The following is a 24,114-nucleotide window of genomic DNA, read 5'->3' as shown; positions in this document are numbered from 1 at the left end:
TGTCCTCTGCCTTACCCATCGACTGCCCGGACAAACGATAGAGCACCGCGCTCACCTGCTGTGATAGCCGCCGCCCCCGGAATCGGACCTACCGGCCCGAATATTCGGCACTGTGTTTCCGGGAGGCTATGGCTAGCATCGGCGTTCGTGCGTTCAGTTTCCGGGGGAAATTTCCAAATCAAACTGATCGCCCTCATCGCGGGGGTGCTCGGTGTCGTGCTGGCGGTGCTCACGCCGGTGCTGCCGGTTCGGCAGGATCGGGCGAGTATCGATTGGCCGCAGTCGCAGGCGGTGCAGGTGACCGCGCCGCTGGTGGACTATGTGCCGCTGTCGGTGGATGTGCGGGTGCCGTGCGTGGTGCTGCAGGACGTGCCGAGCGGGACCGTGCTGGCCACGGTTCCCGCGCAGGCGCAGGGTGGGGACACCAAGGGGCTGATCGCGCGCATCGAGGACAAGCCGGGGAGCGGGCGGACGCTGTCGGTGCTGGTGCGCGGGATTCCGCTGCTGACTGCGTCGGTGTTCGAAATGACCGGGGTGGGAACGGCATCCGATCCGGCGGTCACCACGCCGGCGGCCACCACCACCCCGACACCGAGCGCGACGCCGACACCGACGCCGGGCGCGAATCCGGCTGCGGGAGCTACACCTCCACCGGGCGCGACGCCCCCGCCTGGTTCGACACCTCCACCGGGCGCTACGCCTCCTCCCGGTTCGACACCCCCTCCTGGCGCGACTCCGCCGCCCGGTTCGACACCTCCTCCGGGTTCGACGCCGCCGCCGGGCAGCACGCCGCCCGCCGACGCGCCCGCACCTCCGGCGAGTAGCACCGACCTCGGGGCCGTGGCACCGGGCGGACCGGGCGCGGGGGCCGTGCCGACCCCGAACACCGCGCAGCACGCGGGTTGCAGTGCGCTCGTGGTGCATTCAACGGCCACTGCCACCACCGCCGAGCTGACCGGCCTCAACCGCCCCGACGGCACCCCGATGCGGACCACCGTCGACAAGGATGTGCGCCCGCAGATCGTCGGCGTGTACACCGATCTCGACCGGACCCGGCTCAGTGATTCCCAACTGCATGCCGACATCGATTCGCGCTTCTCATCAAGTCCGAGCGCACTGAAGCTGGCCGCCATGGTGGGCGCGGCGCTGTGCACGCTCATCGCGCTGGTCTGCCTGTACTTCATCGATGCCGCCGACGGCCGTCGTCGCCGCCGGTTCCTGCCCGCGCGCTGGTGGCGGCTCACGCTCACCGACGCGGTGGTGCTGCTCGCGCTCGGTGTGTGGCATGTGATCGGGGCCAACACCTCCGACGACGGCTACATCCTCACCATGGCGCGGGTGTCCAAGTTCGCCGGGTACACCGCCAACTACTACCGCTGGTACGGGGTCGCGGAGGCACCCTTCGGCTGGCCGTACGAGGTACTCGCGCAGATGACGCGACTCTCGGACGCCAGCCTGTGGATGCGTGCCCCCGCGCTGCTGGCCGCGATCCTGTGCTGGTGGGTGATCAGCCGGGAAGTGTTGCCGCGCCTGGGTTCCCGCGTCCGGTCCGGGGCCGGTGCCCGCTGGACGGCGGCGCTGGTGTTCCTGGCCATGTGGCTGCCCTACAACAACGGTCTGCGTCCGGAGCCCTTCATCGCGCTGGGTGCGCTGCTGACCTGGTGCTCGATCGAGCGCGCGATCGCTACCCGCCGCCTGTTGCCCGCGGCCGTCGCGGTGCTGATCGCGGCATTCTCGCTGGCCGCCGGTCCGTCCGGATTGATCTGCCTGGCAGCGCTTTTCGCCGGTTCCCGCCGGGTACTGGCGATTCTGGTCACCCAGGTCCGGACCGAATCCGATCGGGTACTCGGAACGCTCGCACGAATCGCGCCGGTGCTCACGGCGGGCACGCTGGTGCTGACCGTCGTGTTCGCGGATCAGACCTTCGCTTCCGTGCTCGAGGCCACCCGGGTGCGAAAGCTGGTCGGCCCCAACCTGTCCTGGCCGGACGAACCCACCCGGTGGATCTCGCTGCTGTCGCTGACGCCGGACGGTTCGCTGTCGCGGCGCTTCGGCGTGCTCGCCATGCTGCTCTGCCTGGCCGTGTGTTTCGCGGTGGTGCTGCGCAAGGGCGGCCGGATTCCGGATACCGCGCGCGGACCGGTGGCCCGGGTGCTCGGCATCGCGGTGATGTCGTTGCTGCTGATGGCATTCACGCCGACCAAGTGGACCCATCACTTCGGTGTCTACGCCGGATTGGCCGCCGCGCTGGCGGCGGTGACCGCGGTCGCGGTGGGCGGCAACGGCATTCGGGTGCGGTATCTGCGTTCGCTGTTCGCGGCGGCGGTGCTGCTGCTGGTGGCGTTCTGCTTCACCGGCTCCAACGGCTGGTGGTACGTGTCCGGCTACGGGGTGCGCTGGCCCGATCGCGCGCCGCTGATCGGCGGGACCAGCGTCGCCTCCCTGATCTTCGGGTTGGGTGTGCTGTGCCTGCTGGTCGCAGCCTGGCAGTACTACCGCGAGCCCTATCGGGAAAAGACATCCACCACGGGGCCTTTCGACCGGATCGCTATCCGGCCGCTCACCGTGGCCGCCGCGGTACTGGTGCTGTTCGAGATCGGCACGATGGCGTCGGCAGCCTGGTCGCAGTACCCGGCGTACTCGGTGGCGCTGTCGAATCTGCGTGCCCTGCAAGGACATCCGTGCGCGCTGGCGGATGACGTGCTGGTGGAGGACAAGCCCGAGGACTCGCTCCTCTCGCCCTACACCGGTGCCGCCGCCGACGGGCTCGCCGCCGACGACAGCGGCTTCACCGCCAATGGCGTCGGCGATCTCGCGCCCGAAGGACCCGGTGGTAGTGGGGGCGGCCCCAAGCCGTCCACACCCCCGCCCGGTGGCGGCCCTGCCGACAAACCCAAGGCCGAGGCCGGGATCAACGGGAGCACCATCGCCCTCCCCTACGGCCTGGATCCCAAGCGCACGCCGATTCTGGGCAGCTACAGCACCGGGCAGCCGCAACCCGCGCACCTGACCACGCAGTGGTATCGCATGGATGTGGCTGCGGCACGGCAGGATTCCAGCTATCACGTGCTGATCTTGACCGTCGCTGGACGCATCGCGGGCGAGGATCAGGGCCACACGATCGAAGGCGCACAACTGCGGGTGGAATTCGCCCACCGCGCCGACGACGGTTCGGTCAAGGCCCTCGGCGACCTGGCCCCGCCGAATGTCGGCGGCGCGCCCGGTTGGCGCAATCTGCCGATCGCTCTGGACCGAATTCCTTCCGGCACCAATGCGATTCGCCTGGTCGCCAAGACCGACGACCCCACCGGCAAACAGTGGCTGGCCCTCACCCCGCCTCGCCTGCCGCACCTGGTCACCCTCGATGCGAAGGTCGGCCACGACGATCCGGTCCTGACCGATTTCCATGTCGGCCTGGCCTTCCCCTGCCAGCACCCGCTCGACCACCGCGACGGTGTCGCCCAGCTCCCGGTCTGGCGCATCCTGCCCGACAAGCTCAACTCCCAGGTCTCCGAAAGCTGGGAGGGTGACGCGGGCGGCGGTCCGGTTGGCTGGAGCAATCTGCTGCTGAAATCGCAGCCCGTCCCCGCCTACCTCGACCACGATTGGACCCGTGATTGGGGCGAACTGCAGCGCCTCACTCCCTATGTCGACGCGCCCGCCGCCACAGTCGACGTAAGGGTGGAGGACCGCTGGGGCTGGGTGAACGACTCCCCGATCATGGCCGCCCCGGACCCCACCCAGACTCATTGACACCGTCCTGACCTGCTGACACAGCCCTGACCTGCGGAGGCGGCGAGGCTCAGGAATCTCCCTGCGGGCTCACAGGGTTGTCTGGACTCCGGGGCGCTGAATGGTCAGCGTGACCGCATCACTCCAGGACAACCCGCCCGTGGTTCCGCCGCCTCCCGCGGCCGCACCGACGACCGGACGCTTCGACGGCAAGACCGTCGAACGGGCCGGTCTGGCCGCGCTCCTAATCGCGACGGCCGTGATGTACCTGTGGAACATCACCATCAACGGCATGGGCAATCAGTTCTACGCCGGGGCCGCCTGGGCCGGGTCGAAGAACTGGGAAGCCCTGCTGTTCGGGTCGCTGGATCCGGCGAACTTCATCACCGTCGACAAGCCGCCGGTGTCGCAGTGGGTGATGGGGCTGTCCGGGCAGATCTTCGGCTTCTCGAGTGCCAGCATGTTGGTGCCGCAGGCGCTGATGGCGGTGGCCGCGGTCGGGCTGCTCTACGGCGCGGTGCGGCGGGTGACCGGCAGCCACTACACCGGGTTGTTCGCCGGGGCCGCGCTGGCGTTGACGCCGGTGGCGGCGTTGATGTTCCGGTTCAACAATCCGGACGCGGTCATGGTGCTGCTCATGATGGCCGGCGCCTACGCCACCGTCCGCGCGCTGGAGCGGGCCTCGACCAAGTGGATTCTGCTGGCCGGGGTGGCGCTGGGGTTCGCGTTCCTGGCCAAGATGCTCGAGGGGCTGATGGTGCTGCCCGCGCTCGGGGTGGTCTACCTGGTCGCCGCGCCGAATCCGATTCGCACCCGGCTGCTGCAACTGGTCGGGGCGCTCGTCGCGCTGCTGGCATCCAGCGGGTGGTATGTGCTGGTCACGTTGCTGTGGCCCGCGTCGAGCCACCCGTATCTGGCCGGGTCGACCGACAACAACTTCATGAATCTGGTGTTGGGCTACAACGGCTTCGCGCGGGTGCTCGGACGCAACCACCGCGGCGGGGGCGGCACGCCTCCCGACCCGAGCGCGGTGCCCACCCCGACCGCTGTTCCCGATCCGACCGCCGCGGCGGATGCCGCACAGAACGGTCCGGGTGGACGCGGGGGCTTCGGTGGCTTCGGCGGCGGCCAGGTGCGCGGCGTGGAACGACTGTTCACCGGTGAATTCGGCTTCGAGATCGCCTGGCTGCTTCCGGCCGCATTGCTGGCGCTGGTGCTGGTGCTGGTCTCCCGCGGCCGGGCGCCGCGCACCGATCTGGTGCGGGCGGGCGCGATTCTGTTCGGGCTGTGGATCATCATCGACGGCGGCGTGCTCAGCTACATGAGCGGCACCGTGCACCCGTACTACTGCCTCTCGATCGCTCCTGCCGTGGCGGGCATGTTCGCGCTCGGCGTCCACGAGATGTGGACCAAGCGCGACAGCTGGCTCGGTCGTGGCGGGCTGGCCGGGCTGGTGGCGGCCGCCGGGGTGTGGAGTTTCGTTCTGCTGCACCGCAACAGCGGATGGTTCCCCGAATTGCGCTGGGCGATCCTGGCTTTGACGGTGGTGGCGTGCGCGCTGATCCTGCTGCCGCAGGCGCAGGCCAATCGGCGGCTGGCCACGGCCGCGCTGGCGATCGGCCTGATCGCGAGCATGGGCGGCACCGCCGCGTACTCCTTCGCCACCATCGCGACGCCGCACAGCGGTGGCGGTCCGACCGTCGGACCGGCGGCCTCGGATCGTCGCGGCGGCGGCGGTTTCGGTGAGTCCCAGCCCAATCCGCAGCTGGCGGCGCTGCTGCAGGGGTCCGACGCGACCTGGGCGGCAGCGGTCAACGGGTCCTCCGCGGCGGCGGGGCTGGAGTTGCAGACCGACAAGGCGGTGATGGCGATCGGTGGGTTCTCCGGTAGCGATCCCACGCCGACGCTGGCCGAGTTCCAGGCCGATGTGAAGGCGGGCAAGATCGGCTACTACATCGTGCAGAGCAACGGCCGGGGCGGGAATGGCAACGGAAATGCCAACGGCGGCAACGGGCAGCCGGGCGCTAACACCCCGGCGGGCGGCGAGCGCAACCGGCAGGGCGGCGGGCAGAACCCGGCCGACCAGCCGAACCGCCAGGGCGATCCCGGCAACCAGGGTGGCGGCAATCAGGGTGGTGGCTTCGGCCGCAACCAGCACTCCGACATCACCAACTGGGTGACCGCGACCTTCAAGCCTCAGCAGGTCGGCAACACCACGGTGTACAAGCTGACCGGGTACACCGGCTAGCAATTCAGCAGACGGGCGCCACCTTCACCATGGCCACGCCGTGGGCCGGAAGGTCGGCGCCCGTCACGCTGCCCGTGGTCGTTGTCGTGGTGTGCGCCCACAGATCCCGGACGGTGTAGCACGATGCCTGCCGCAATCCCGCTGCGGCAGCGCTGGTTTCGATGGTCGCGGGGGTGTCGGTGAAGTTGAACATGGCGATCGCCACCGAGCCGTCGGCCAGCGGTTTACGCAGGATGCGGGGATCGGCCGGGAGCCGGGTGGCCTGCACGACGGCGGGATCCTGGTCCACCGCAATGACATCGGCATTGGCGAGGATCTTGCGGGTGTCCTCGGTCATGGCGCGGATGTCGTTCCCGGCCAGCAGCGGGGCGGCCAGCATGGACCACAGCGAGAAGTGCGCGCGTTGCTCGTCGAGGGTGAGGTTGCGGCCGGGCTCACGCAGTTGCCCGATCACGGTGGGCGAGATCTCCATCGAGGATTCCAGCTGCACGATCTGCCTCGTGGTGAGGGTGCCGGTCAGCACGTCGACCGGGAATCCGTCCAGGTGGGTGCCGATGAAATCGGTCAATTGCACGCCCACGACCAGCATGTCGGGGTCGTTCCAATAGCCGGGGCGGACCCGGCCGGACAGCGGTTCGGCGGCCGCCAATTGGTCGGTGACGCCGAGAAACATTCCGGCATTGGAATTCTCGCCCTGATGATCGAGCAGATCGTTGTGCCACAACGGAATCAGATCACCCGAGGTGCGGCTCATATCGGCCACCGTCGACCAGTCGTACCCTGCGCCCGCGCCGGGATTCGCGGAGCTGTTCGGGTTGATGCTGTACACGATCCGATGCCCGGTGTGCCGCAAAGCATCCCGCATGGCGGTGAACATCCGCACCTGCTCCCCCAGGTCGGCGTCGCTGCGGCACCAATCGTATTTCAGCAGGTCGACGCCCCAGGCCGCGAAGGTCTGCGCGTCCGCGGCCTCGTGCCCGCCCGACGCGTTGCTCGGCAGCTGCCCGCAGGTCTGGTTGTACGGGCTCGAATACAGCCCGAGCAGCAGCCCGTGCTGATGCACATAGTCGGCGAGCGCGGCCATCCCGTGCGGGAATCGCACCGAATCCGCCCGCAACTTCCCGTCGGCATCCCGCTGCGGCGCGGCCCACCCGGCATCGAGGTCGACATACCGATACCCCGCATCCCGCATACCGGAGCTGACCATCGCATCCACGACCTCGTGAATATTGTTCTCCGTCAGTGCGATTCCGGAGTTCCACGAGTTCCACCCCACCGGCGCGGCGGTCATCCCACTCACCCCGCCCGGCGCTGGATCGTCGCGGGAGGTGCATCCCACGCCGCCGATCACCACCGCGAAGGCGATGACCAGCCCATACGACAGCGCCCGCGATCGCATGCCGAGGGCCTCCTTCGGGTTTCGGTGAGCCTGTTTCCAGATCGGCTCACATTGAACCCGGTCCACCCCACGACCAGCCTGGCAGGACCCCGCTGCCCTCGCCGGTTCCTTTCACAGCGCTTTCTCAGCGCTCGACAGGCAATGTGGTCGCGTGACAAACCCTACGGCACTTACCAACTCGCCACTGCGCTCGCTGCCCGCCAAGGTTCCCCAGATCACGGCCCTGTTCTGGGTGATCAAGGTGCTCTCCACCGGCATGGGCGAAACCTTCTCCGACTTCCTCGTCAAGAACCTGAACCCGGCCCTCGCCGTAGGCGGCGCGCTGGCAGCCTTCGTCATCGCCCTCGTGATCCAATTCCGTAGCCCCCGCTACCAGGTCTGGACCTACTGGACCGCCGTGGTGATGGTCGCGATCTTCGGCACCATGGTCGCCGACATCGTCGACTTCGTGATCGGCATCCCCCTCGCCGTCTCGAGCGCGGTGTTCGCGGCACTGCTCGCCGGTGTCTTCGCCCTCTGGTACCGCTCCGAGGGCACCCTCGACGTCCACACCATCAACACCCGCCGCCGCGAAGCCTTCTACTGGACCACCGTGATGGTCACCTTCGCCCTCGGCACCGTCCTCGGCGACTTCACCGCCGCCGCCCTACACCTCGGCTACCTGCTCTCCTGCGTCCTGTTCGCGGTCGCGATCGCCGTCCCTGCCCTGGCCTGGCGCTACGCCGGCCTCAACCCGGTAATCGCCTTCTGGGCCGCCTACGTGGTCACCCGCCCCCTCGGCGCCTCCATCACCGACTGGCTCGCCTCCGACCGCAGCGACGGCCTCAAACTCGGCACCGGCTGGGTAACCCTCGCCGCCACCCTCCCCATGCTCGCCCTCATCACCCTGCTGGCTCGCCGCCGCACCCCCGCCTGATCACCGGCGCCAGAAGAAGTGGTGCGTCACTCCGCTCGGGCTCGGGATCTGCTCGAGGTGGAAGCGGTCGGTCAACTCGTCGGGGCTGGTCCAGAGTCGTTCGCCGTGGCCGAGTTCGACCGGGGCGACCGCGATGTGCAGGGTGTCGATGAGGTCGGCGTCGAGGAATTCGCGGATCGTGGCGACACCGCCGCCGATGCGCACGTCCTGTCCGTCGGCAGCCTCGAGCGCCTGGGCCAAGGCTTCCTTCGGTGACGCGTCGAGGAAGTGGAAGGTGGTCTCCCCCAGCGTGATCGAGGGTCGGGTGTGGTGGGTCAGAACGAAAACCGGTGTCCGGAACGGTGGTTCGGCTCCCCACCAGCCCTGCCAGTCGAGATTCTCCCAGGGCCCGCGCTGGGGCCCGAACTTGCCGCGCCCCATGATTTCCGCGCCGATATTGCGATGCCATTCGCGAGTGCAGTAGTCGTCGAGACCGTAGGTGCCACCGGGTTCGGTGCGGGTGGGCGCGTGCGCGGTAGCGCCCGACCACGCGAACAGCGCGGTGTGGTCCGCATCGCCGAAGGGTCGGTCGAGGCTGGGCTCCGATCCGGATCCGTACCCGTCGCTGGAGATATTGAAGTTGTGAACCCGCACCATCTGCGTCATCGACACTCCTTCTGGTTGCAACCTGCAATCAGTTACGAACGTACCTAGACTGATCGCATGGTGCAACCAGTTGTCGATGGCAAGCTGCCGGTTCCACGCGGCAAGTCCGGCTGTCCGATCAACATGACCGTCGAACTGCTCGGCGACCGGTGGAGCCTGATCGTGCTGCGCGACATCATGTTCGGCGGCTTCACTCATTTTCGCGAGCTACTCGCCGGATCCATGGAGGGCATCGCCTCCAATATCCTGGCCGCGCGCCTGACCAAGCTCGTCGGCGCGGGCTTGCTCACCCGCGACGACGACCCGAGCCACCGGCAGAAGGTCGAGTACCACCTCACGGAGGCCGCGATCCAGCTCGTCCCCGTCCTGGCCCAGCTCGGCGCCTGGGGGGCGCGATGGCTGGACACCACCCCCGAACTGACCGTGCGAGCAGAACTGCTCGCCGACGGCGGCCCTCCACTCTGGGGCCGATTCATGGCTGAACTGCGCACCATTCACCTGGACCGAGCACCGGCACCCACCGATGGAGTACTCGCCGAATTGACCGCCGCCTACGAAGCCGCGGTTCGGCGGGAATGATGAAGGGCGGGAACCAGATTGGCAGATCAACGGTAGCGTGCGCAGCAGCGAGGATCGGCTCGTGACCGTACGAAAGTGATATCCGCGAAACTGCTCTTCAGTGCGACTCCGACCTACGGCCATATCCTGCCCCTGGTTCCGCTCATGCAGGCGGCCATCGATCCCGGCCATACCGTCGGGCTGCTTTCGAGCGCCCGGTTCCGCACCACAACAGTTCTAGTCGCCGAGTGGTACATCCTGGAGGTCTTAGTCTGACTCAGCCTCCGCCATGTGCCACTCGGCATTTGGGAGAGTGGGTTGGCCTGTTGGGGGGCAGATGGTGGGGATGGCGGTATGGGATGGCCGTGATGGCCCGCGGCGAAATGGAATCGATCGGCGGCCATTGCGAACGCCTGATCATCATCGGCTACCCGATCAACTGGACCATCTGATCGGATAGGGCCTCGGCTGCGAACCCGTGCCGCGGGGATCAGTACGGGAGGGTGCGCGGGCAGTTACGCTGACGCTATGGACGCCCTCGGAATCGATATCGGCGGCACGGGCATCAAAGCCGCCCCCGTCGACTTGGCTACCGGGACACTCCAAGCGGAGCGTCAAAGGATCGATACTCCACATCCGGCGGCGCCTGATGCGGTGGCAGAGGTCATCCACCAGTTGGTCGCCGCATTCAGCTGGTCCGGCCCGATCGGCGTCACCTTCCCCGGCGTGGTCGCGGGCGGCGTGACCCGCACGGCCGCGAACCTCGACTCCGCCTGGATCGGCACGAACGCGCGGGAGCTGCTGGGCAAGGCGGCCGGCGGGCCGGTCGAGATACTGAACGACGCCGACGCCGCCGGAATCGCCGAGATGGCTTTCGGCGCCGGCAAGGGCGTCCCGGGAACCGTACTCCTGCTGACCTTCGGCACCGGCATCGGCAGCGCCCTGTTCACCGACGGAAAACTGGTGGCCAACACCGAATTCGGCCACATCCAGATCCACGGCGACGACGCCGAAAAGCGTGCCTCCGAACAAGCTCGCGAACTCCACGACCTCAGCTGGGGCAAATGGGCAGGCCGAGTCCAGGACTACCTCGAACACATGGAAGCCCTCCTATCCCCCGACCTGATCATCATCGGCGGCGGAGTCAGCAAAAAAGCCGACAAATTCCTCCCCCTGATCAAAAACATCCGAGCCGAAATCGTCCCCGCCACCCTCCGCAACGACGCCGGCATAGTCGGCGCCGCCATGGCCGCCGCCTGAACCTCGGAATCCCGCCATAGAGTCAACGCACGCTGTCCGCATCCGAAACCATCTGCTACAAGTTCGGCAGGGGATCGTCAGCGAGCGGGTATCGACCGTTCTCCAATCTGAACACATACGCGCGAAGATCGTCTTCGAGGTCGGCGGCCAGATAGGCGAGGAATTCCCGAACACCTTCTGCCGCATCGGCATTCTGAAGGTCAGCGCCTTCCTTGGTGTACTCGGCGAGCAGCTCGGCCAGGTGCTCTTCGAGCTTGTCACGACAGCTCCACCAGGCGCGAACGGCCGCAGGTGTCCAGCGCGAATCCCCATCACAGGCATAGCCGGCGAAGGGGTCATCGCCGGCTGCCGCCAACAGACCTTCGGCCTCGGCCTGCGACCTCGGCTGACGATAGACGAACTCGTTGTAGTACTCGCCGCCGTAAAGGACGTTCCGCGGCGCGTGCCGCCTTCCGGTCCAACAGGTGTCAGTCTGTCCCGTATAGAAGGGACCAGGCACATTCATCCAATGCCTGTCCTCCCACTTGTCCCCGTAGTAGGCGAAGTCGTCGAACTCGGGCGGAACCGCAGTCATCGGATCCCAGCCGCGCCATATGTCGCTCACAGCACCAGCATTCCCCATCACCGCGGCACGCGGCCGATGAACATGTCCGCCTTCGACTTTCACGTCGTAAATCGGATCCGCTCGGACATTCAGTGTTCGTGGTGGACGAAGAACGCGTCCTCGGGATACCGCGGGGGCTGGGGTTACTCGGCGGCAAGTAGTACGAGTTCGAGTACCTCGTCGGGCATTTCGGCCATCGCGTTGTGACCGAAGGGGCGGGTGTGGACTGTCCATGATGGGTCGGCGCGCAGGCGGTCGTGGAACTGGGTGAACGGGGTGTCGGGGTATTCGGTCATGTAGAGGTAGTGCTTGTGGGGGATCTTGTCGACGGCTCCTGTGAGGCGGATTTGCTGCAGCATGGATGCCAATGGCTGTGGGGTGACGCGGTTTTCGGTGAGGAAGGCCGGAGGTTGCATCGAGTACCCGTCGGCAGCGACATCGGCCAGGTAGCGATCGCGCCATTCCTGCGGGCTCAGGCTCCAGACCGAATCTCCGTCGCGGGGCACGAAGGCATCCAGATATACGAGGGCTCGAATCCGTTGGGAGACAGCGTCGGCCGCGCCGGTGACCGACATGCCGCCCGAACTGTGGCCGACCAGGACGACATCGGTGAGGTCGTTGCGCTCGAGCACGTTCACCACGTCTGCGATGTGCGTGTCGAGATTCACCCCGGCACCGGACAGATGCGCTCGGTCTCCGAGCCCGGTCAATGTCACCGGATACGCTTCATGACCACGTTCCCGCAACTGCCGGGCCAGTGGCTCGAACCACCAACTCCCGTGGAACGCACCAGGAACAAGAACAAATACCGTCATACATGGGATGAATCTGCCTGGTCGGCAATAAATTCCCGACGAAGACGTCTCCCCGACCGGGTCTGAGGTCACTGAAGAAAAGGATCCGCCGCTGCCCGGAAAGTAGGGCCGCGGCGGATCTTTCGTTGAATATCGTCAGTTCTGCGGAGCGGGTCCGCCGCCGGGCGGCTGGGCGCCGTCGGGGCCGTCGGCGGGCGGTGCGGGCTGCGCGCCGGGGGGCAGGGGCTTGCCGATGTGCTGGGCGATGTCCGGGAGCATGCGGTTGGCGACCTGTTCCCAGTTGCCCCAGTTGTGGACGCCGATGCTCGGGAAGTCGTAGGTGACGTTGTCGTAGCCGGTGGTTTGGAGCTTCGACTGGAAGGCCTTGGTGTTGGCCAGCGCAATGCCCTCGAGTGGCATGCCCTGGATCACCGCGTCCGACGAGGACAGGTCCTGTTGGGCCGGGACGGCGCTACCAGCGGCGATGTAGAGGCGGGTGTTGTTGGCGATCAACTTGTCGGTGAAACCGTAGGGGTCCATGCGATTCCACTTCGCGCTGCCCGCGGCTGCCATGGAATCGATGTTGTAACCGCCCGCGGCGAGCAGGGCCAGCCGCAGCGCGTCGCGCATGCCGGGCGCGGACATGTAGAGGTAGCCCGAGAGCGAACCCGCGTAGTCGAACTGCTCGGGATGGTAGGCCGCGAACAGGAGTGCCGCGCTGCCGCCGCTGGACAACCCGAAGATGCCGTTGCGAGAGTCACTGAAGCCCAAGCGATCCCGCAGCGCGTTGCGCAGGTTCTGGGTCAGGAAGGTTTCCCACTGGTAGGTGTAGGACTTCCCGGAGGTCTCGTCCCAGCCGGCGATCGCCGAACCGGAATCGCGGCTCGGGAACAGCGAGGCGTCGGGGTTGCTGCCGCCGAAGCTGCTGGGGGCATCCCAGTCCTGGTAGAAACTGGACTCGCCGCCGACCGGCATCACCACGTTGATATTGAACTTGGCCAGCGCGGCCGGAATGCTGGTGTGGATTTCCCAGCCGTTGTAATCGTTCTGTGCGCGTTCACCATCGAGCAGATACACCACCCGGTCGGTGTTGCCGTCCGCGGCGCGCACGATGCGCGTCTTCACCGAACCCATGCTGGAATCGACGTAGAAGTCGAACGCATTCGGATTCGTATCCGCCGCAGCCGGACCGGCTACCACCCCGAACGGCAGCATGGCGGCCACCGCGACGCCGACGAGGCCCCGCTTGACCCATCCTCCCCGCATATCCTGTTTTACCTTCCGTTGTGCGGCCACAGCGGCCGCTTCCCCTCGAATCTCCCCCGCTCCCCTGTTCCCGGCGCGGCGGTACGCCGTGCAGCATAACGGGTGGGGGTCAGCGGGTCTCATCGAATGGGGTTGCGGCCCAGACAGCTAACGGCACACAAGGTCAGGCCAGTTCGACGCGAATGGGGTCACCGGGACGGACGGTGGCGAGCAGACGCGGGTCGCCGTCGAAGCTGCCGAGGATATTGCAGGGGCTGGCCAGGCGGCATTCGTCGCCATGCGAGATCGGGGTGGGGCCGTAGGGCAGGGCCAGCGAATCACCGTCGGTCCAGAAGGCGACGGTGCCCGGATCCACCACCTGACGGGCGTCGGATTCGCGCGGCACGCTCACGCCGGTCTCGAAGTAGACCTCCTCGCCCCAGGTGCTCGCACTCGAGGAGATGGGCAGGGCGGCGAGGAGGGCCTTCGTGGTGGGAGTGTCGCTGAGGGTGGCGGTCAACTGGTTGGCGGGCCAGGTGATGCGGATCCGGGTCGAGCTGGTCATGACCCATATTCAACAATATGTTGAATTCCAAGGGAAGGGCTACCCGGCGGTAGCCACCGCATGCTCGAACATCCCCGGGTCGTGCGCACAGACGATCAGCAGATCCGGCCCGCTCGACTGGTAGAGATGCGCCAGCCGGGCATGGTTGTCCCGCATCAGATCGCGGTCATGGGCGAGCACGTTCTCCACCAGCGCCTGCACCCTCGGGACCTGGGACTTGCCGTCGACCCGGCCCGGATGCAGGAACGCGTCACCACAGTGCAACACCCAGCGGTGCCCGGCATCGACGGCGACGGCGGTATGGCCGCGGGTGTGACCGGGCGTCGGAATCAGCACGATGCCGGGGCTGATATCGGTCAGCTCCTGGGCGACGAAACCACGCCAGCGCTCCCCCTCCGGCCGGTACTCGACGATCTTGGGATCGTGCGCCCACTGCACCGGACGGAAGCGAGAACGCTCCCGACGAGTGGGCGCGTGCATCGCACCCTGCGCCTCATCGGCGGTCAGATGCAGTGTGGCGTGCGGGAAGTCGGCCAGCCCGCCCATGTGATCGGAGTCCAGGTGGGTGGCGATCACATGGCGCACATCGCCGGGATCCAGGCCGAGCGCACGGATCTGGTGCACCGCGGTCTCGGCGGGATCGAGCGCGGGACGGCTGACGCGGCGCTGCGGACCGACCCGCGCCGCCGGATCGGCGATATCGAGCAGACCGAAACCGGTATCGACGAGCACCAGGCCGTTCTCGGTTTCGATGAGCAGCACGTGATCGACCATCATGCCGTAGGGAGGCCGCATGGTGCCACAGTTCAGATGATGAACCTTCATGGAGGAGAGCCCCTTTCGAGCCCGTGGAGACTGTCCGTCGCCCCCTTCCTACAGCTAAGCACCCGGGTTACACCGCGCCCCCAACTTTCCGTTAAGCAAACCGGAAGGTTGCTCCCGAAAGCTGGCCGCATGCTGCTCATGATCGGCTTGATACTGGGGACCCCGATCGTCTTGATGATCGTGTTGATACCCATCACGATCCGTGCCGAGCGGGCCCGCAAGACCCGGATCCGAGAGTGGGCCGCGGCCTGCGGGTGGCACTTCCAGGAACGTGCGTCCGCGGCCTGGACCGGCCGGGTGCCGGGACACAACCGGCACGGGATCGGGGTGACCGTGACCGGGCACATGGGCGGGCGCTGGGTGAGCGTGTCGGAGTACGCGTACCAGACCACCTCGCACAGCGGGGATTCCACGCAGACCGATACGCATCACTACATCGTCGCGGTGGCCCAGTTGGATCGGCCGCACCCGCCGCTGGCCGTGCGAGGGCGGGGACTGGTGTCGATGTTCGGGCGCGCGCTGTTCGGCGACAAGCCCACCGCGACCGGCAATGTCCTCTTCGACGCTCGCTTCCGCATCGACGCGGCGGATCCCGCCCACGCCAAGGCCATGGTCAGCCCGTCGCTGGTGGCCGCGCACATCGCCGGAACCGTGCCGCAGTGGAGTCTGTACGGCAACGAATTGCTCATGTACACAAAGGTTTCGGGAAAGATCCAGGATCCTCGGCTGATCCCCTGGCATGCCGGGCAGATCTCCCACGTTGCCGACCTACTCGGACCGGTCGACTTCGTCGCTCCCCGTCAACTCCCGCACGCGCCACGCTGACCGGTGTCTGATTCGACAGTGAACGCCACGCTGCGGCCCCGGGCATCCAGACGGCCGTCACCCCAACTGGCGCTGCCGTAGGCGTCGACATCGATGGCGTAAGAACCCGCGGGCAGCGCCTCGGGCAACTGGATCGAGGTACGGTCCCGCCAGTCGACCAGGCCCAGATAAGTACGGTGCGGGCGGGCGTCCAAGGCCACCAAGAAGATTCGCGCGGACTCGAATACCCGATCCCGCGCGCTGTCGACCGACCAGCCGACTCCCAGACAGCGCCGCCCCGGATCGGTGAAATCGACGGTGACCCGCAATGCCGTCACGACTGCCTCCTCGCGCACCGGCCGGACGCACTGGCGGCGCGTCTCGGCGGCTTTCCCGCTGCCATCCAGGCTGGCACGGACACCACCGGGCGGCAATGCGAATCAGCTCCCGAAGACAGCCGTTCCCGGCATGGTCGCGCGATCAACTGTTGCGGACCGCGGCCTCGAGGTAGGCCATAACCTCGGCGGGCTGGTTGGCGAAGTGGACCAGGTCGGCCAGCGGGATGGGCAGGAAGCCTTCGGCTTCCATGCGCTCGAATTGGGCGAGCAGGCCGTCGTAGAACCCGGCGGTGTTGAGCAGCACCACCGGTTTGCGGTGCATCCCATGCTTTTTCATCTCGAGGATCTCGGTGGCCTCGTCGAGGGTGCCGGTGCCGCCGACCATGACCACCACCGCGTCGGCGCGTTCGAGCAGCTTGGCCTTCCGCTCGGCGAGGTCGGCGGCGATGATCATCTCGTCGGCCTGTACCCGCGCCTTGCCGCGCAGGAATTCCACCGAGACGCCGATCAGCCGCCCGCCGCTGTCCGCGACCCCGTCGGCGACGGCCTTCATCAGGCCGACGTCGGAGCCGCCCCACACCAGCGTGTGCCCGCCCTTGCCGATCAGTTCCGCGAATTCCCGGGCGGGCCCGGTGTACCGCTCGTGGAGGTCGGCGGCCGAGAGAAACACGCAGATGTCCATGTCGTCACCCTAGAGGTCGGTCGAAGGCGCGCTCCCACCGATCGATCCCGGGCAACTGTGCGCCCGGCGCGATCGTCCGGCAGTGCGCGAGCAGGTCATAGCCCGAATGCAGCAGATCGATGTGGGCGGGCCAGACTCGCTCGGCCCACTCGGGATCGTTGTGGGCGGAGTCCATTCCGCTGCGCATGGCCCCGATCAGATCGAACTGCAGGTCCCGGCGCAGCACCATGGCCGGGGTCGTGTCCACCGGCTCGGTGCGCAGGCACGTCAGCAGTGCGAGCGCACCGCCGCGCACCCGCTGATCGGTCCAACCCAGCGTGCGCCGATGCGCGTGCGGCAACACGTAGCGCAGCGTCAGCAGGGCCACCACGACACCGATCGCGGTCTCCACCAGCCGATCCCGCATAACCGCGCCGATCGCCTGCCCGCCCAGCCCGGCCCCACCCGCGATCAGGGCGACCGGGGTGAAGAAGATCGCCGCCAGCGCGTAATTGCGGGTGATGAACAACTCCACCCCGAACTGCAGCACCGCGAGCACGGCGACCAGCGCGAATCCGCTGGGCTGCAACTGGATCAGGGCCGCGAACATACCGAGACCGAGCGCGGTGCCGAACAGCCGCTGCAACGCCCGCACACCGCCGTGCACCCGATCCGGCCCGGCCTGCAGGATGATCAGCGCGGTCAGAATCGCCCAGTGCGGATGCTGGGAACCGGTCGCCCCGGCGACGACGCCCGCCACCACACCGGCTGTGGCGACGCGCAGCGCGGTGGCGGTGGCATGCGAGTCCGAGTTCAGCGAACGCCGCAACCGATACCGGATCGTGGGTCGCGCCAAAGGGATTCCCTGCGGGTCGGCATCGGAACTCGGGGCCGCCGCGGCCAGCCGTCGATGCGCAACGAGCAGCTCCGACACCAGCGGTGCGGTCTCGGCCCGATCGGAAAGTCCGGCGTCGTACACCGTCGCCCACGCATTCCACAGGGCTTCCGCCGCGCGATGCCGTTGCGGCGCGGTCGCCGTCCCCTGTTCCCGCGCCGCGGCATAGTCGTCGATGCTGCGCACGGCCAGCGCAACCGCCATCCGCGTGGGCCGCTCCGGGGCAATCAGCCACCCCGCCATCGACACCACGAGCGAGCCCACGACACCGAGGGCCGTCGCGATCAGGATGCCGTCCGCCGCGATCCCGGCGTGCGCCGCCGCCAGCGCACCCGAACAGGCCACCAAGAAGAACATCACGCCCGGCGCGGCATCGATCACATACGCGCCGACCATCGCGATGACCGGCAGCAATACAACCTCGATCACCCAGACCGGGGCGAAGTCGCGTAGACCCGCGCCCGCCGCGATCCCCAGCGCCACACACGCCAGCAGGGCTGCCCCCGCGATCGAGATCACCTGCCACCGAACCCGATACGCGCGCCCCTCGCCATACATGACCGCGAAAGCGCCGAAGCAGGCGAACAGGGCCCAACTCGAGCGATCGCACGCGACCAGCAATCCGGCGGGCAACGCGAACGCCAGGGCCGTGCGCAACCCGGCATCCCAGCGCCAGCCACCCGGGGCCAACCGCAACAGCAGGTTCCGACGGCGCACAACCGGCGGCGGGCTTTCTCCCAGCGAATCGGTTTCGGCGGTCACCATCCCATACAACACGAAGGCCCGGCCGAGGTCGGCGCGGGCTCTGCCTCAGGCGGCGTCGAGCTCGACCCGGACGGTGACGGTGGAGCCGTCGCGGTGCGTGACCGCACGCCCGGCGCGGTCGATGCCGTTCAGGCGCAGGGAGATCGGGGCGCCTTCGCCTTGGAAGTTGCGCCACCAGCTCTTCTTGTCCGGCATGGCGACACCGATCACGATCTCGTCGCCGCGGCGCGTGTAGTTGACGGGGGTGCTGAAGGTCTTGCCCGAGCGCCGCCCGGTGTAGGTGATGACGACGAACCCCCGGCCCATGAGCGGGCCGATCACCGGAGCCTCGATCAGCGCGACGATACCGGCGTTGAGCTTGCCCACCACCTGTGCCACAACATCTTTCAGTGCCATGTGCCCTCCTTGTCAGGGGGACGGTAGCACTCGATAGCCGAGGTATCGATCCGTCCCCGGAGCGGCGGACCGCTCCGGGGACGGGCTGCTACGGGACGAGCAGCCTCGCGAGAAGGTCGTTCACGGCGCAAATGAGGTGACCGATGAAGTGCGGGATCATGCGTCTTCCTCCTTCGTGACAATGAATATTGGTGACCCACTAGTCGGTTCGCTTCGCTGAGCCGACACCTGTGTTGATCCTCTATTCGTTGCCGAAGACTGGACGGATGTCCCGGCGATGCTGTCCCCTCCACGGCATCGCCGGGCCGAGCTGTGTGGTCCATGCAAAGCGCACGCCGAAGAGGGCCCTTGTGGGGCCTGGGGTGCGCCGAATTACGAAGGAATACCTACACATCCGCGGGCCGGAGCGGACTGTCCCGTGCCACGCACCGGCCGAAAATGAGTAAAGCGGACAAGTTGCTACCGGGACAAGCCGACCCGGTGACCCTAAATAGGGTCTGTTCCCAGGGGTGGACCCGAGTACGGGCGCACGACGCCGATGCACAGATGCAGGAAATCGCGCCCCGGCGGGAAGGACTGCAACTGCATGGTCACACTGACCGGACCCGCATCGGTGTGGACGTGCTGCGGCTCCTCGACGCCGCGGTCGAAACCGACGCTGCGGGTGAGCCACAGGCGGGTGAAGTCGGGATCGTCCTGAAGGACGCTCAGCACCTCGGTGGCGGCCGGCGGATTGCCCAGGTGTGCGCAGATGCCACGCATGCGCGCGACATCGTTCGGGACCTCGTCGCGCCAGGTCGCCATGACCCGCCGCCCGACCGGGCCGAAGAGCCAGAACATCACGTTTCCCGACCCGACCCGACCTGGAAACAGCCGCTCGTAGGCGTCATTGGCGGCAATCACATCCCAGCGCCAATTGCAGTAGGCGGCCGGGCTCGGCATCAGGTCGTCGAGCATGGCCCGCTCGGCCGCGGTCACCTCGGTCCGCACCACCTCGGGCATGGGCGGCCGCGGCAGATGGACGCGGGTCAGGTCGTCGAGATGCCGGAACTCGGCCGCGGTGGCGAGCCCGAGCGCGCGCCCGAGCGCTTCCTGGGTGGGTCCGCTGAGCCCGTGCTGCTCACCGCGTTCGAGCTTCTGAATGGTCCGCGCCGAGAGGAAGGCACGCTGTCCCAAGGCTTCCCGGGTCAGGCCGAGCCGCTTGCGATGGAAGTGGATGTAATCCGCGAGTGACGGCAGGGGGAGTTTCAGCTCGTCCGAAGACACCGCATCTCACCAAACCCTCCGACACCTATGTACAGCTACCGTCCAGCAGCCTAATACTCGGGGCGGTGTAAGCTGGTCGCCGGTCCACAGTCCGGATCGTCCACATGGCGTAGAGCGCGGCGAAGGCGAACACCAGAACGTGGGCGTTCTCGAGAATCGGCTCGCTGTGCCACGGTTTGGGGAGGACGAAGACACCCACGGACGCGAAGTCCGGGGTCCACTGGTAGGTCCACGCCCCGGCCGAGACGAACAGCGCCGCGGCCGCGATCCACCAGCCCGGCCGGGTCTGCGCTCGATGTACCAGGTGAACCAGCAGTGGCACGAACCACACCCAGTGATGCCCCCAGGAGAACGGTGATATCGCGCACGCCGTCATGCCGGCCAGCGTCACCGACAGCAAACGCTCGTCCTGCCGGTACAGCGCGACGCTGAGCCACAGGCCCGCGATCGCGACGGCTCCGGCGAGGATCAGCCACAGCCAGACCGGAGACGAGCCCCCGCTCAGGTGCGCGAGGACACCGCGGATCGATTGGTTGGCCGGGTCGGTCTCGGGTGCGATGCGGTCGGCGTGGAAGAAGGTCGAGAACCAGTACTGCCGGGATTCACCGGGCGAGACGATCCACGCCAGTGCGATCGTGGCCGCTAATGCGGCGGTCGCCGTCGCGGCCGCCCGCCACTGGCGCAGCGCCAGGTACTGCACGATGAAGAACGCCGGGACGAGTTTCACTCCGGCGGCCAGCCCGACGCCGATGCCCCGTGCCCGCGAGTCGTCCGGCCGCGCGAAATCCCAGAGCACCAACAGCATCAGCACCAGGTTGATCTGCCCGTAGAACAGGGTGGTGCGCACCGGCTCGAGGAACAGACAGGTAATGGCCAGCAGCGCAGCGATACCCGCGATGCGCGGGGTGATCCGGTAGCCGAGCATGCGCCAGCACAGCAGCACGCAGGCATACAGCACCACGACATTCACCAGCAGGAAGGCATCCGTGATCCAGGCGGCGGGCACGGCCAGGCCCGGCATGAAGACGATCGCGGAGAACGGCGTGTAGGTGTAGAGCAGCCCGCCGACGGTCTCCTCGGCGTAGAGCGAGTGGCCGTGCAGCAGCCGCCAAGCACCCTCGCGGTAGATGTGCACGTCCAGCCCACCCGCGAGGATTCCGGCCTTCTCGAGCCTGGGGTCGACGGTGGTGAACAGCAGCGTCAACGCCGTGGCGGCGCTGAGCGCGAGCACGAAAACCGTTGCACCGAACCGCGAAACCGTCGTTGGGGAGGAATCGGACACGACTGGTCAGCCTAGTGAAACGCGGCTACACCTTCATGCCCCTGCTTTGGAGGTGCCCGTCACAGCGTTCGACTGGGCGAGGATGGCCGAGCCCATCCAGCGCCGCAGATACCGCCGCAGCTCGTCGTCCGAGCGCGGCGGATTGCCCGGCGAGATGAAGAACGACTGCATGGTCCGCAGCAGGAATTCGACCAGCTCGCGCAGGGATTCGTCGTCGTAGCCGTAGTCGCGCCAGTCCACGTCGAAGCGCTTGATCATGGTGATGCCGAAGTCCTGCGCCTGCTCGGAGGTGATCCCGGTGGGATCGGCGGCGGAATAGGTGGCGGTCAGCAGAATCCCCAGATGCGGGGTGCGGCGCACCTCGGCCAGGGTGTAGACGATGCCCTCGGTCATGGCCTCGACCGGATCGGTGCGCCCGCGCACCTGCGCTTCCAGCCGATCCAGGAACCCGTCCACCGAGGCGATGGCCGAGGCCCGCATGAGCGCGTCGGCGCTGGGGAAATAGCGGTAGACCGTCTGCCGGATGACCCCGAGCGACTCCGCCACATCGGCGATGCTGATCTCCGCGCCGGTGCGCGCGATCAATTCGACTGCGGCGGAGACGATTCGACGGGTTGCCTCCGCATCGTCCTCCGGCGGACTGCCGCCCCACCCGCGCCTTCGTGCCACGGCCCGACCGTAGCACGCACCCGCGTGTCGACCGGCGTGGCAGGCCGCTGAGCAGGATCTTCAAATCATACACTTGAACACGTCACTGTATGTTTGTATGTTCACAGCGGCATCGGAGCCGGAAGACGAGGTATCGCCCGATATGACCGATTTGATTGTGCGGAAGCTGACTTTCGCATTCGAACAACACGACGTGCCGTTCCTGTGGAATCCCCAGAACCCGGCCTTCTCGAGCATGGCCAACGCGGTCTCGTTCCTGGCCATCGGATTCGAGAAGATGATCGTGCAGATGATCACGCAGGCCAAGCCGCAATTCACCGATCCGGCGGTGGCCGAGGAGGCCGACGCGTTCATGCGGCAGGAGGGGCAGCATTCGACCGCCCACCGCCAGCACGTGCGCGGCCTGATCCGCGCCTTCCCCGGATTGCAGGAAACCCTCGACGAGGTGGTCGCCGAATTCGACAAGCTCACCGCCGAGACCCCGCTGAAGTACCGGCTCGCCTACACCGCGGATCTGGAGGCCACCTTCACCTCGGTGTTCAAGCTCATGCTCGACAACGAGGCGGCGCTGTTCCGGCCCGGCGACGATCGGGTGGCGTCGCTGTTCATCTGGCATTTCGTCGAGGAGGTCGAGCACCGCAGTTCCGCGCTCATCATCTTCGACTCGCTGGTGGGCAGCGATCTGTATCGGATGCGGGTGGCGCCGTCCATCTTCCGGCATGTGCTGCGCATCATGCGGATTGCCTGCGCGGGGTTCAACAAGCATGTGCCTCTGGAGGAGCGGAAGATCGATGCCATGTCGATGTTCGCCACCTACCGCTACCAGCAGCTGCTGGGTAAGGTGCTGCCGCGCTTCGCGATTCCCGACGCGGGCCCAGGTCCGCGCGCCTTCGACGATCTGCCGCTGGGCGAGCAGCTCGTCGCATTGCGCGGCATCATTCGCAGCCAGCTGCCCAAACACAATCCCGCACACGAGCAGACGCCCGCGCTGGCGGACGTGTGGTTCCAGCGCTACCGCGACGGCTACGACGTCACCCGCTGGTACACCGCGACCGGGGCGGAGGCGAACTGATGAGCCAGACCCTGCTCGCCGCGGCAGACCATTGCGCCTCGACCTTCGATCAACTCGCGAAATCGCTCGGCTTCTCCTGTGAGACCGAGGGCGGGCTGGTCGAGGTGAGAAACCCCTTCGCGCTGGAGAACTGGACGCTTCCGGTGCTGGAGACGACGGTGATCCTGGGCTCGGTGCTCGCCCTGATCCTCGCCATCGTGCGGCTGCGCCGGGGTGATCCCACCAACCTGGTGCTGTGGTTCGGCGCCACCGCGTACCTGTTCGTCATCGAGCCGCCGCTGTATTTCCCTGCGGCCTTCGGCATTTCGGGTCACGTCGACACGATGTTCGCGCACAACGTGTTCACCGTCGACTTCCTGTGGGGTCGGTTGCCGCTCTACATCGTGGCGATCTATCCGTTCATGGCGACGCTGGCCTACGAGATCGTGCGCATGCTGGGCGTTTTCCGCAGCCACGGGGCACTCGTGGGCGCGGCCTGCGTCGGGTTCGTGCATCACGCGTTCTACGAGATCTTCGATCAGCTCGGCCCGCAGCTGCGCTGGTGGGAGTGGTCGACCTCGAACCCGTTGAACCAGCCCATGTTCGACTCGGTGCCGCTGCCGAGCGTGGTGGTGTTCGCGGCGCTGTGGCCGATGTCGCTGGCGTACTGCGTGTATCGGTTCGTCGGGCGGCGCGCGGACGCGGGCGAGCAATTGCCCGGGCTCGAATTGGTCTGGCGCACAGTGGTGATCGGGCTGCTGGCCTCGCTGGGCACCTTCATCCTGCCGCTGCCCGCCACCGTGCTCGGCATGGCCGGGACCACGGTGCGCGGCATCGTCTACGCGCTCGAATTGGTCGTGGTGGCGGTGGTCGCGATTCCGGTGCTGTACCGGCAGTGGTCGCGGCTGCGCGGAGACGGCGAATCCCACTACACCAACGTTTTCGTGATCGGCTACAGCGCGCTCTATCTCGTCGTGATGGCGGTGCTGTGGGCCACCGCGCTGCCCGATTTCTTCGGCGCCACGCACGGTGTGACCAGCCACGGCGATCCGATCGGCAATCTCTGGTACACCCTGGCCTGCTTCGCCGTCGCGATCGCCTGCGTCGCCGCGGTGTTCACGCTGGCGCGCCGCGGCGGTCAGAGCGAATCCGGAGACGCTCACCGCCGTGACACGGCACAGGTGCAACCCGGGTAA

Annotated in this window: 22 protein-coding genes; 8 read left to right on the top strand and 14 right to left on the bottom strand. The window is 67.3% G+C overall.

The window, feature by feature from the left end:
* Positions 1 to 147 precede the first annotated feature (147 nt).
* Positions 148 to 3,753, top strand: a complete 3,606-nt coding sequence (locus ACYVN4_RS04615) for an arabinosyltransferase domain-containing protein (RefSeq protein ID WP_460717954.1) — start codon at positions 148 to 150, stop codon at positions 3,751 to 3,753.
* 100 nt (positions 3,754 to 3,853) lie between these two features.
* A complete protein-coding gene (locus ACYVN4_RS04610) occupies positions 3,854 to 5,980 on the top strand; it encodes an ArnT family glycosyltransferase (RefSeq protein WP_460717953.1) in 2,127 nt (708 codons plus the stop codon).
* A 4-nt stretch (positions 5,981 to 5,984) separates the two neighbouring features.
* Here ACYVN4_RS04610 and ACYVN4_RS04605 read toward each other — a convergent pair whose 3' ends face one another.
* Positions 5,985 to 7,379 carry a glycoside hydrolase family 27 protein gene (locus ACYVN4_RS04605; RefSeq protein WP_460717952.1) on the bottom strand — a complete coding sequence of 465 codons (1,395 nt, stop codon included), beginning with the start codon at positions 7,377 to 7,379 and terminating at the stop codon, positions 5,985 to 5,987.
* Between the two features lie 151 nt (positions 7,380 to 7,530).
* On the opposite strand from ACYVN4_RS04605, the gene ACYVN4_RS04600 reads away from it, so the two are divergent.
* Complete coding sequence (locus tag ACYVN4_RS04600) at positions 7,531 to 8,295, top strand: COG4705 family protein (RefSeq protein ID WP_460717951.1); 765 nt, start codon at positions 7,531 to 7,533, stop codon at positions 8,293 to 8,295.
* On the opposite strand, the gene ACYVN4_RS04595 is transcribed toward ACYVN4_RS04600, so the two are convergent.
* Positions 8,296 to 8,940, bottom strand: coding sequence for a dihydrofolate reductase family protein (locus ACYVN4_RS04595; protein ID WP_460717950.1), 645 nt, complete (start codon positions 8,938 to 8,940; stop codon positions 8,296 to 8,298).
* A gap of 57 nt (positions 8,941 to 8,997) precedes the next feature.
* Between ACYVN4_RS04595 and ACYVN4_RS04590 the strand changes: the two genes are divergently transcribed.
* Together ACYVN4_RS04590 and ppgK are read left to right on the top strand one after the other, a co-directional pair.
* Positions 8,998 to 9,519: a winged helix-turn-helix transcriptional regulator gene (locus ACYVN4_RS04590; protein WP_460717949.1), complete on the top strand. Its 522-nt coding sequence runs from the start codon at positions 8,998 to 9,000 to the stop codon at positions 9,517 to 9,519.
* 507 nt (positions 9,520 to 10,026) lie between these two features.
* A complete protein-coding gene (gene ppgK / locus ACYVN4_RS04585) occupies positions 10,027 to 10,758 on the top strand; it encodes a polyphosphate--glucose phosphotransferase (protein WP_460717947.1) in 732 nt (243 codons plus the stop codon).
* A 55-nt stretch (positions 10,759 to 10,813) separates the two neighbouring features.
* Here ppgK and ACYVN4_RS04580 read toward each other — a convergent pair whose 3' ends face one another.
* The 5 genes from ACYVN4_RS04580 to ACYVN4_RS04560 form a co-directional block, all read right to left on the bottom strand.
* The gene (locus tag ACYVN4_RS04580) at positions 10,814 to 11,425 is read right to left on the bottom strand and encodes a ferredoxin (RefSeq protein WP_460717946.1); all 612 of its coding nucleotides are present in this window, start codon (positions 11,423 to 11,425) and stop codon (positions 10,814 to 10,816) included.
* A gap of 80 nt (positions 11,426 to 11,505) precedes the next feature.
* On the bottom strand, positions 11,506 to 12,177 hold the full coding sequence (locus tag ACYVN4_RS04575) for an alpha/beta fold hydrolase (RefSeq protein WP_460717945.1): 672 nt from the start codon (positions 12,175 to 12,177) through the stop codon (positions 11,506 to 11,508).
* 135 nt (positions 12,178 to 12,312) lie between these two features.
* Entirely contained in the window at positions 12,313 to 13,422 is a 1,110-nt protein-coding gene (locus tag ACYVN4_RS04570) for an alpha/beta hydrolase (RefSeq protein WP_460717944.1), read from the bottom strand.
* A 163-nt stretch (positions 13,423 to 13,585) separates the two neighbouring features.
* Positions 13,586 to 13,966: a cyclophilin-like fold protein gene (locus ACYVN4_RS04565; RefSeq protein ID WP_460717943.1), complete on the bottom strand. Its 381-nt coding sequence runs from the start codon at positions 13,964 to 13,966 to the stop codon at positions 13,586 to 13,588.
* A gap of 39 nt (positions 13,967 to 14,005) precedes the next feature.
* A complete protein-coding gene (locus tag ACYVN4_RS04560; RefSeq protein WP_460717942.1) occupies positions 14,006 to 14,791 on the bottom strand; it encodes an MBL fold metallo-hydrolase in 786 nt (261 codons plus the stop codon).
* Between the two features lie 129 nt (positions 14,792 to 14,920).
* Here ACYVN4_RS04560 and ACYVN4_RS04555 point away from each other — a divergent pair, with 129 nt between their 5' ends.
* Positions 14,921 to 15,616: a hypothetical protein gene (locus ACYVN4_RS04555; protein WP_460717941.1), complete on the top strand. Its 696-nt coding sequence runs from the start codon at positions 14,921 to 14,923 to the stop codon at positions 15,614 to 15,616.
* Here the strand turns inward: ACYVN4_RS04555 and ACYVN4_RS04550 are convergent.
* From ACYVN4_RS04550 to ACYVN4_RS04520, 7 genes are all read right to left on the bottom strand, one after another.
* Positions 15,592 to 15,933 (bottom strand): hypothetical protein, encoded by a 342-nt coding sequence (locus tag ACYVN4_RS04550; RefSeq protein WP_460717940.1) that lies wholly within the window; start codon positions 15,931 to 15,933, stop codon positions 15,592 to 15,594. The two genes, ACYVN4_RS04555 and ACYVN4_RS04550, sit on opposite strands and share 25 nt — an antisense overlap.
* A 142-nt stretch (positions 15,934 to 16,075) precedes the next feature.
* Positions 16,076 to 16,615, bottom strand: a complete 540-nt coding sequence (locus tag ACYVN4_RS04545) for an LOG family protein (RefSeq protein ID WP_460717939.1) — start codon at positions 16,613 to 16,615, stop codon at positions 16,076 to 16,078.
* 4 nt (positions 16,616 to 16,619) lie between these two features.
* Positions 16,620 to 18,251, bottom strand: a complete 1,632-nt coding sequence (locus tag ACYVN4_RS04540) for an FUSC family protein (RefSeq protein WP_460717938.1) — start codon at positions 18,249 to 18,251, stop codon at positions 16,620 to 16,622.
* A 48-nt stretch (positions 18,252 to 18,299) separates the two neighbouring features.
* The gene (locus ACYVN4_RS04535) at positions 18,300 to 18,650 is read right to left on the bottom strand and encodes a nitroreductase/quinone reductase family protein (RefSeq protein ID WP_460717937.1); all 351 of its coding nucleotides are present in this window, start codon (positions 18,648 to 18,650) and stop codon (positions 18,300 to 18,302) included.
* Between the two features lie 486 nt (positions 18,651 to 19,136).
* Positions 19,137 to 19,916, bottom strand: a complete 780-nt coding sequence (locus ACYVN4_RS04530) for a helix-turn-helix domain-containing protein (protein ID WP_460717936.1) — start codon at positions 19,914 to 19,916, stop codon at positions 19,137 to 19,139.
* A gap of 25 nt (positions 19,917 to 19,941) precedes the next feature.
* Entirely contained in the window at positions 19,942 to 21,198 is a 1,257-nt protein-coding gene (locus ACYVN4_RS04525; protein ID WP_460717935.1) for a glycosyltransferase 87 family protein, read from the bottom strand.
* Positions 21,199 to 21,231: 33 nt separating this feature from the next.
* Complete coding sequence (locus ACYVN4_RS04520) at positions 21,232 to 21,867, bottom strand: TetR/AcrR family transcriptional regulator (protein ID WP_460717934.1); 636 nt, start codon at positions 21,865 to 21,867, stop codon at positions 21,232 to 21,234.
* A gap of 142 nt (positions 21,868 to 22,009) precedes the next feature.
* Between ACYVN4_RS04520 and ACYVN4_RS04515 the strand changes: the two genes are divergently transcribed.
* Both ACYVN4_RS04515 and ACYVN4_RS04510 read left to right on the top strand, forming a co-directional pair.
* Positions 22,010 to 22,939: a metal-dependent hydrolase gene (locus ACYVN4_RS04515; RefSeq protein ID WP_460717933.1), complete on the top strand. Its 930-nt coding sequence runs from the start codon at positions 22,010 to 22,012 to the stop codon at positions 22,937 to 22,939.
* A complete protein-coding gene (locus ACYVN4_RS04510; RefSeq protein WP_460717932.1) occupies positions 22,939 to 24,114 on the top strand; it encodes a hypothetical protein in 1,176 nt (391 codons plus the stop codon). The genes ACYVN4_RS04515 and ACYVN4_RS04510 overlap by 1 nt, the downstream gene beginning before the upstream one ends.

The sequence above is a fragment of the Nocardia heshunensis genome, assembly GCF_054782115.1.
Note: the sequence above shows the minus strand (reverse complement) of the source record. Positions and strands in the feature narration are given on the sequence as shown.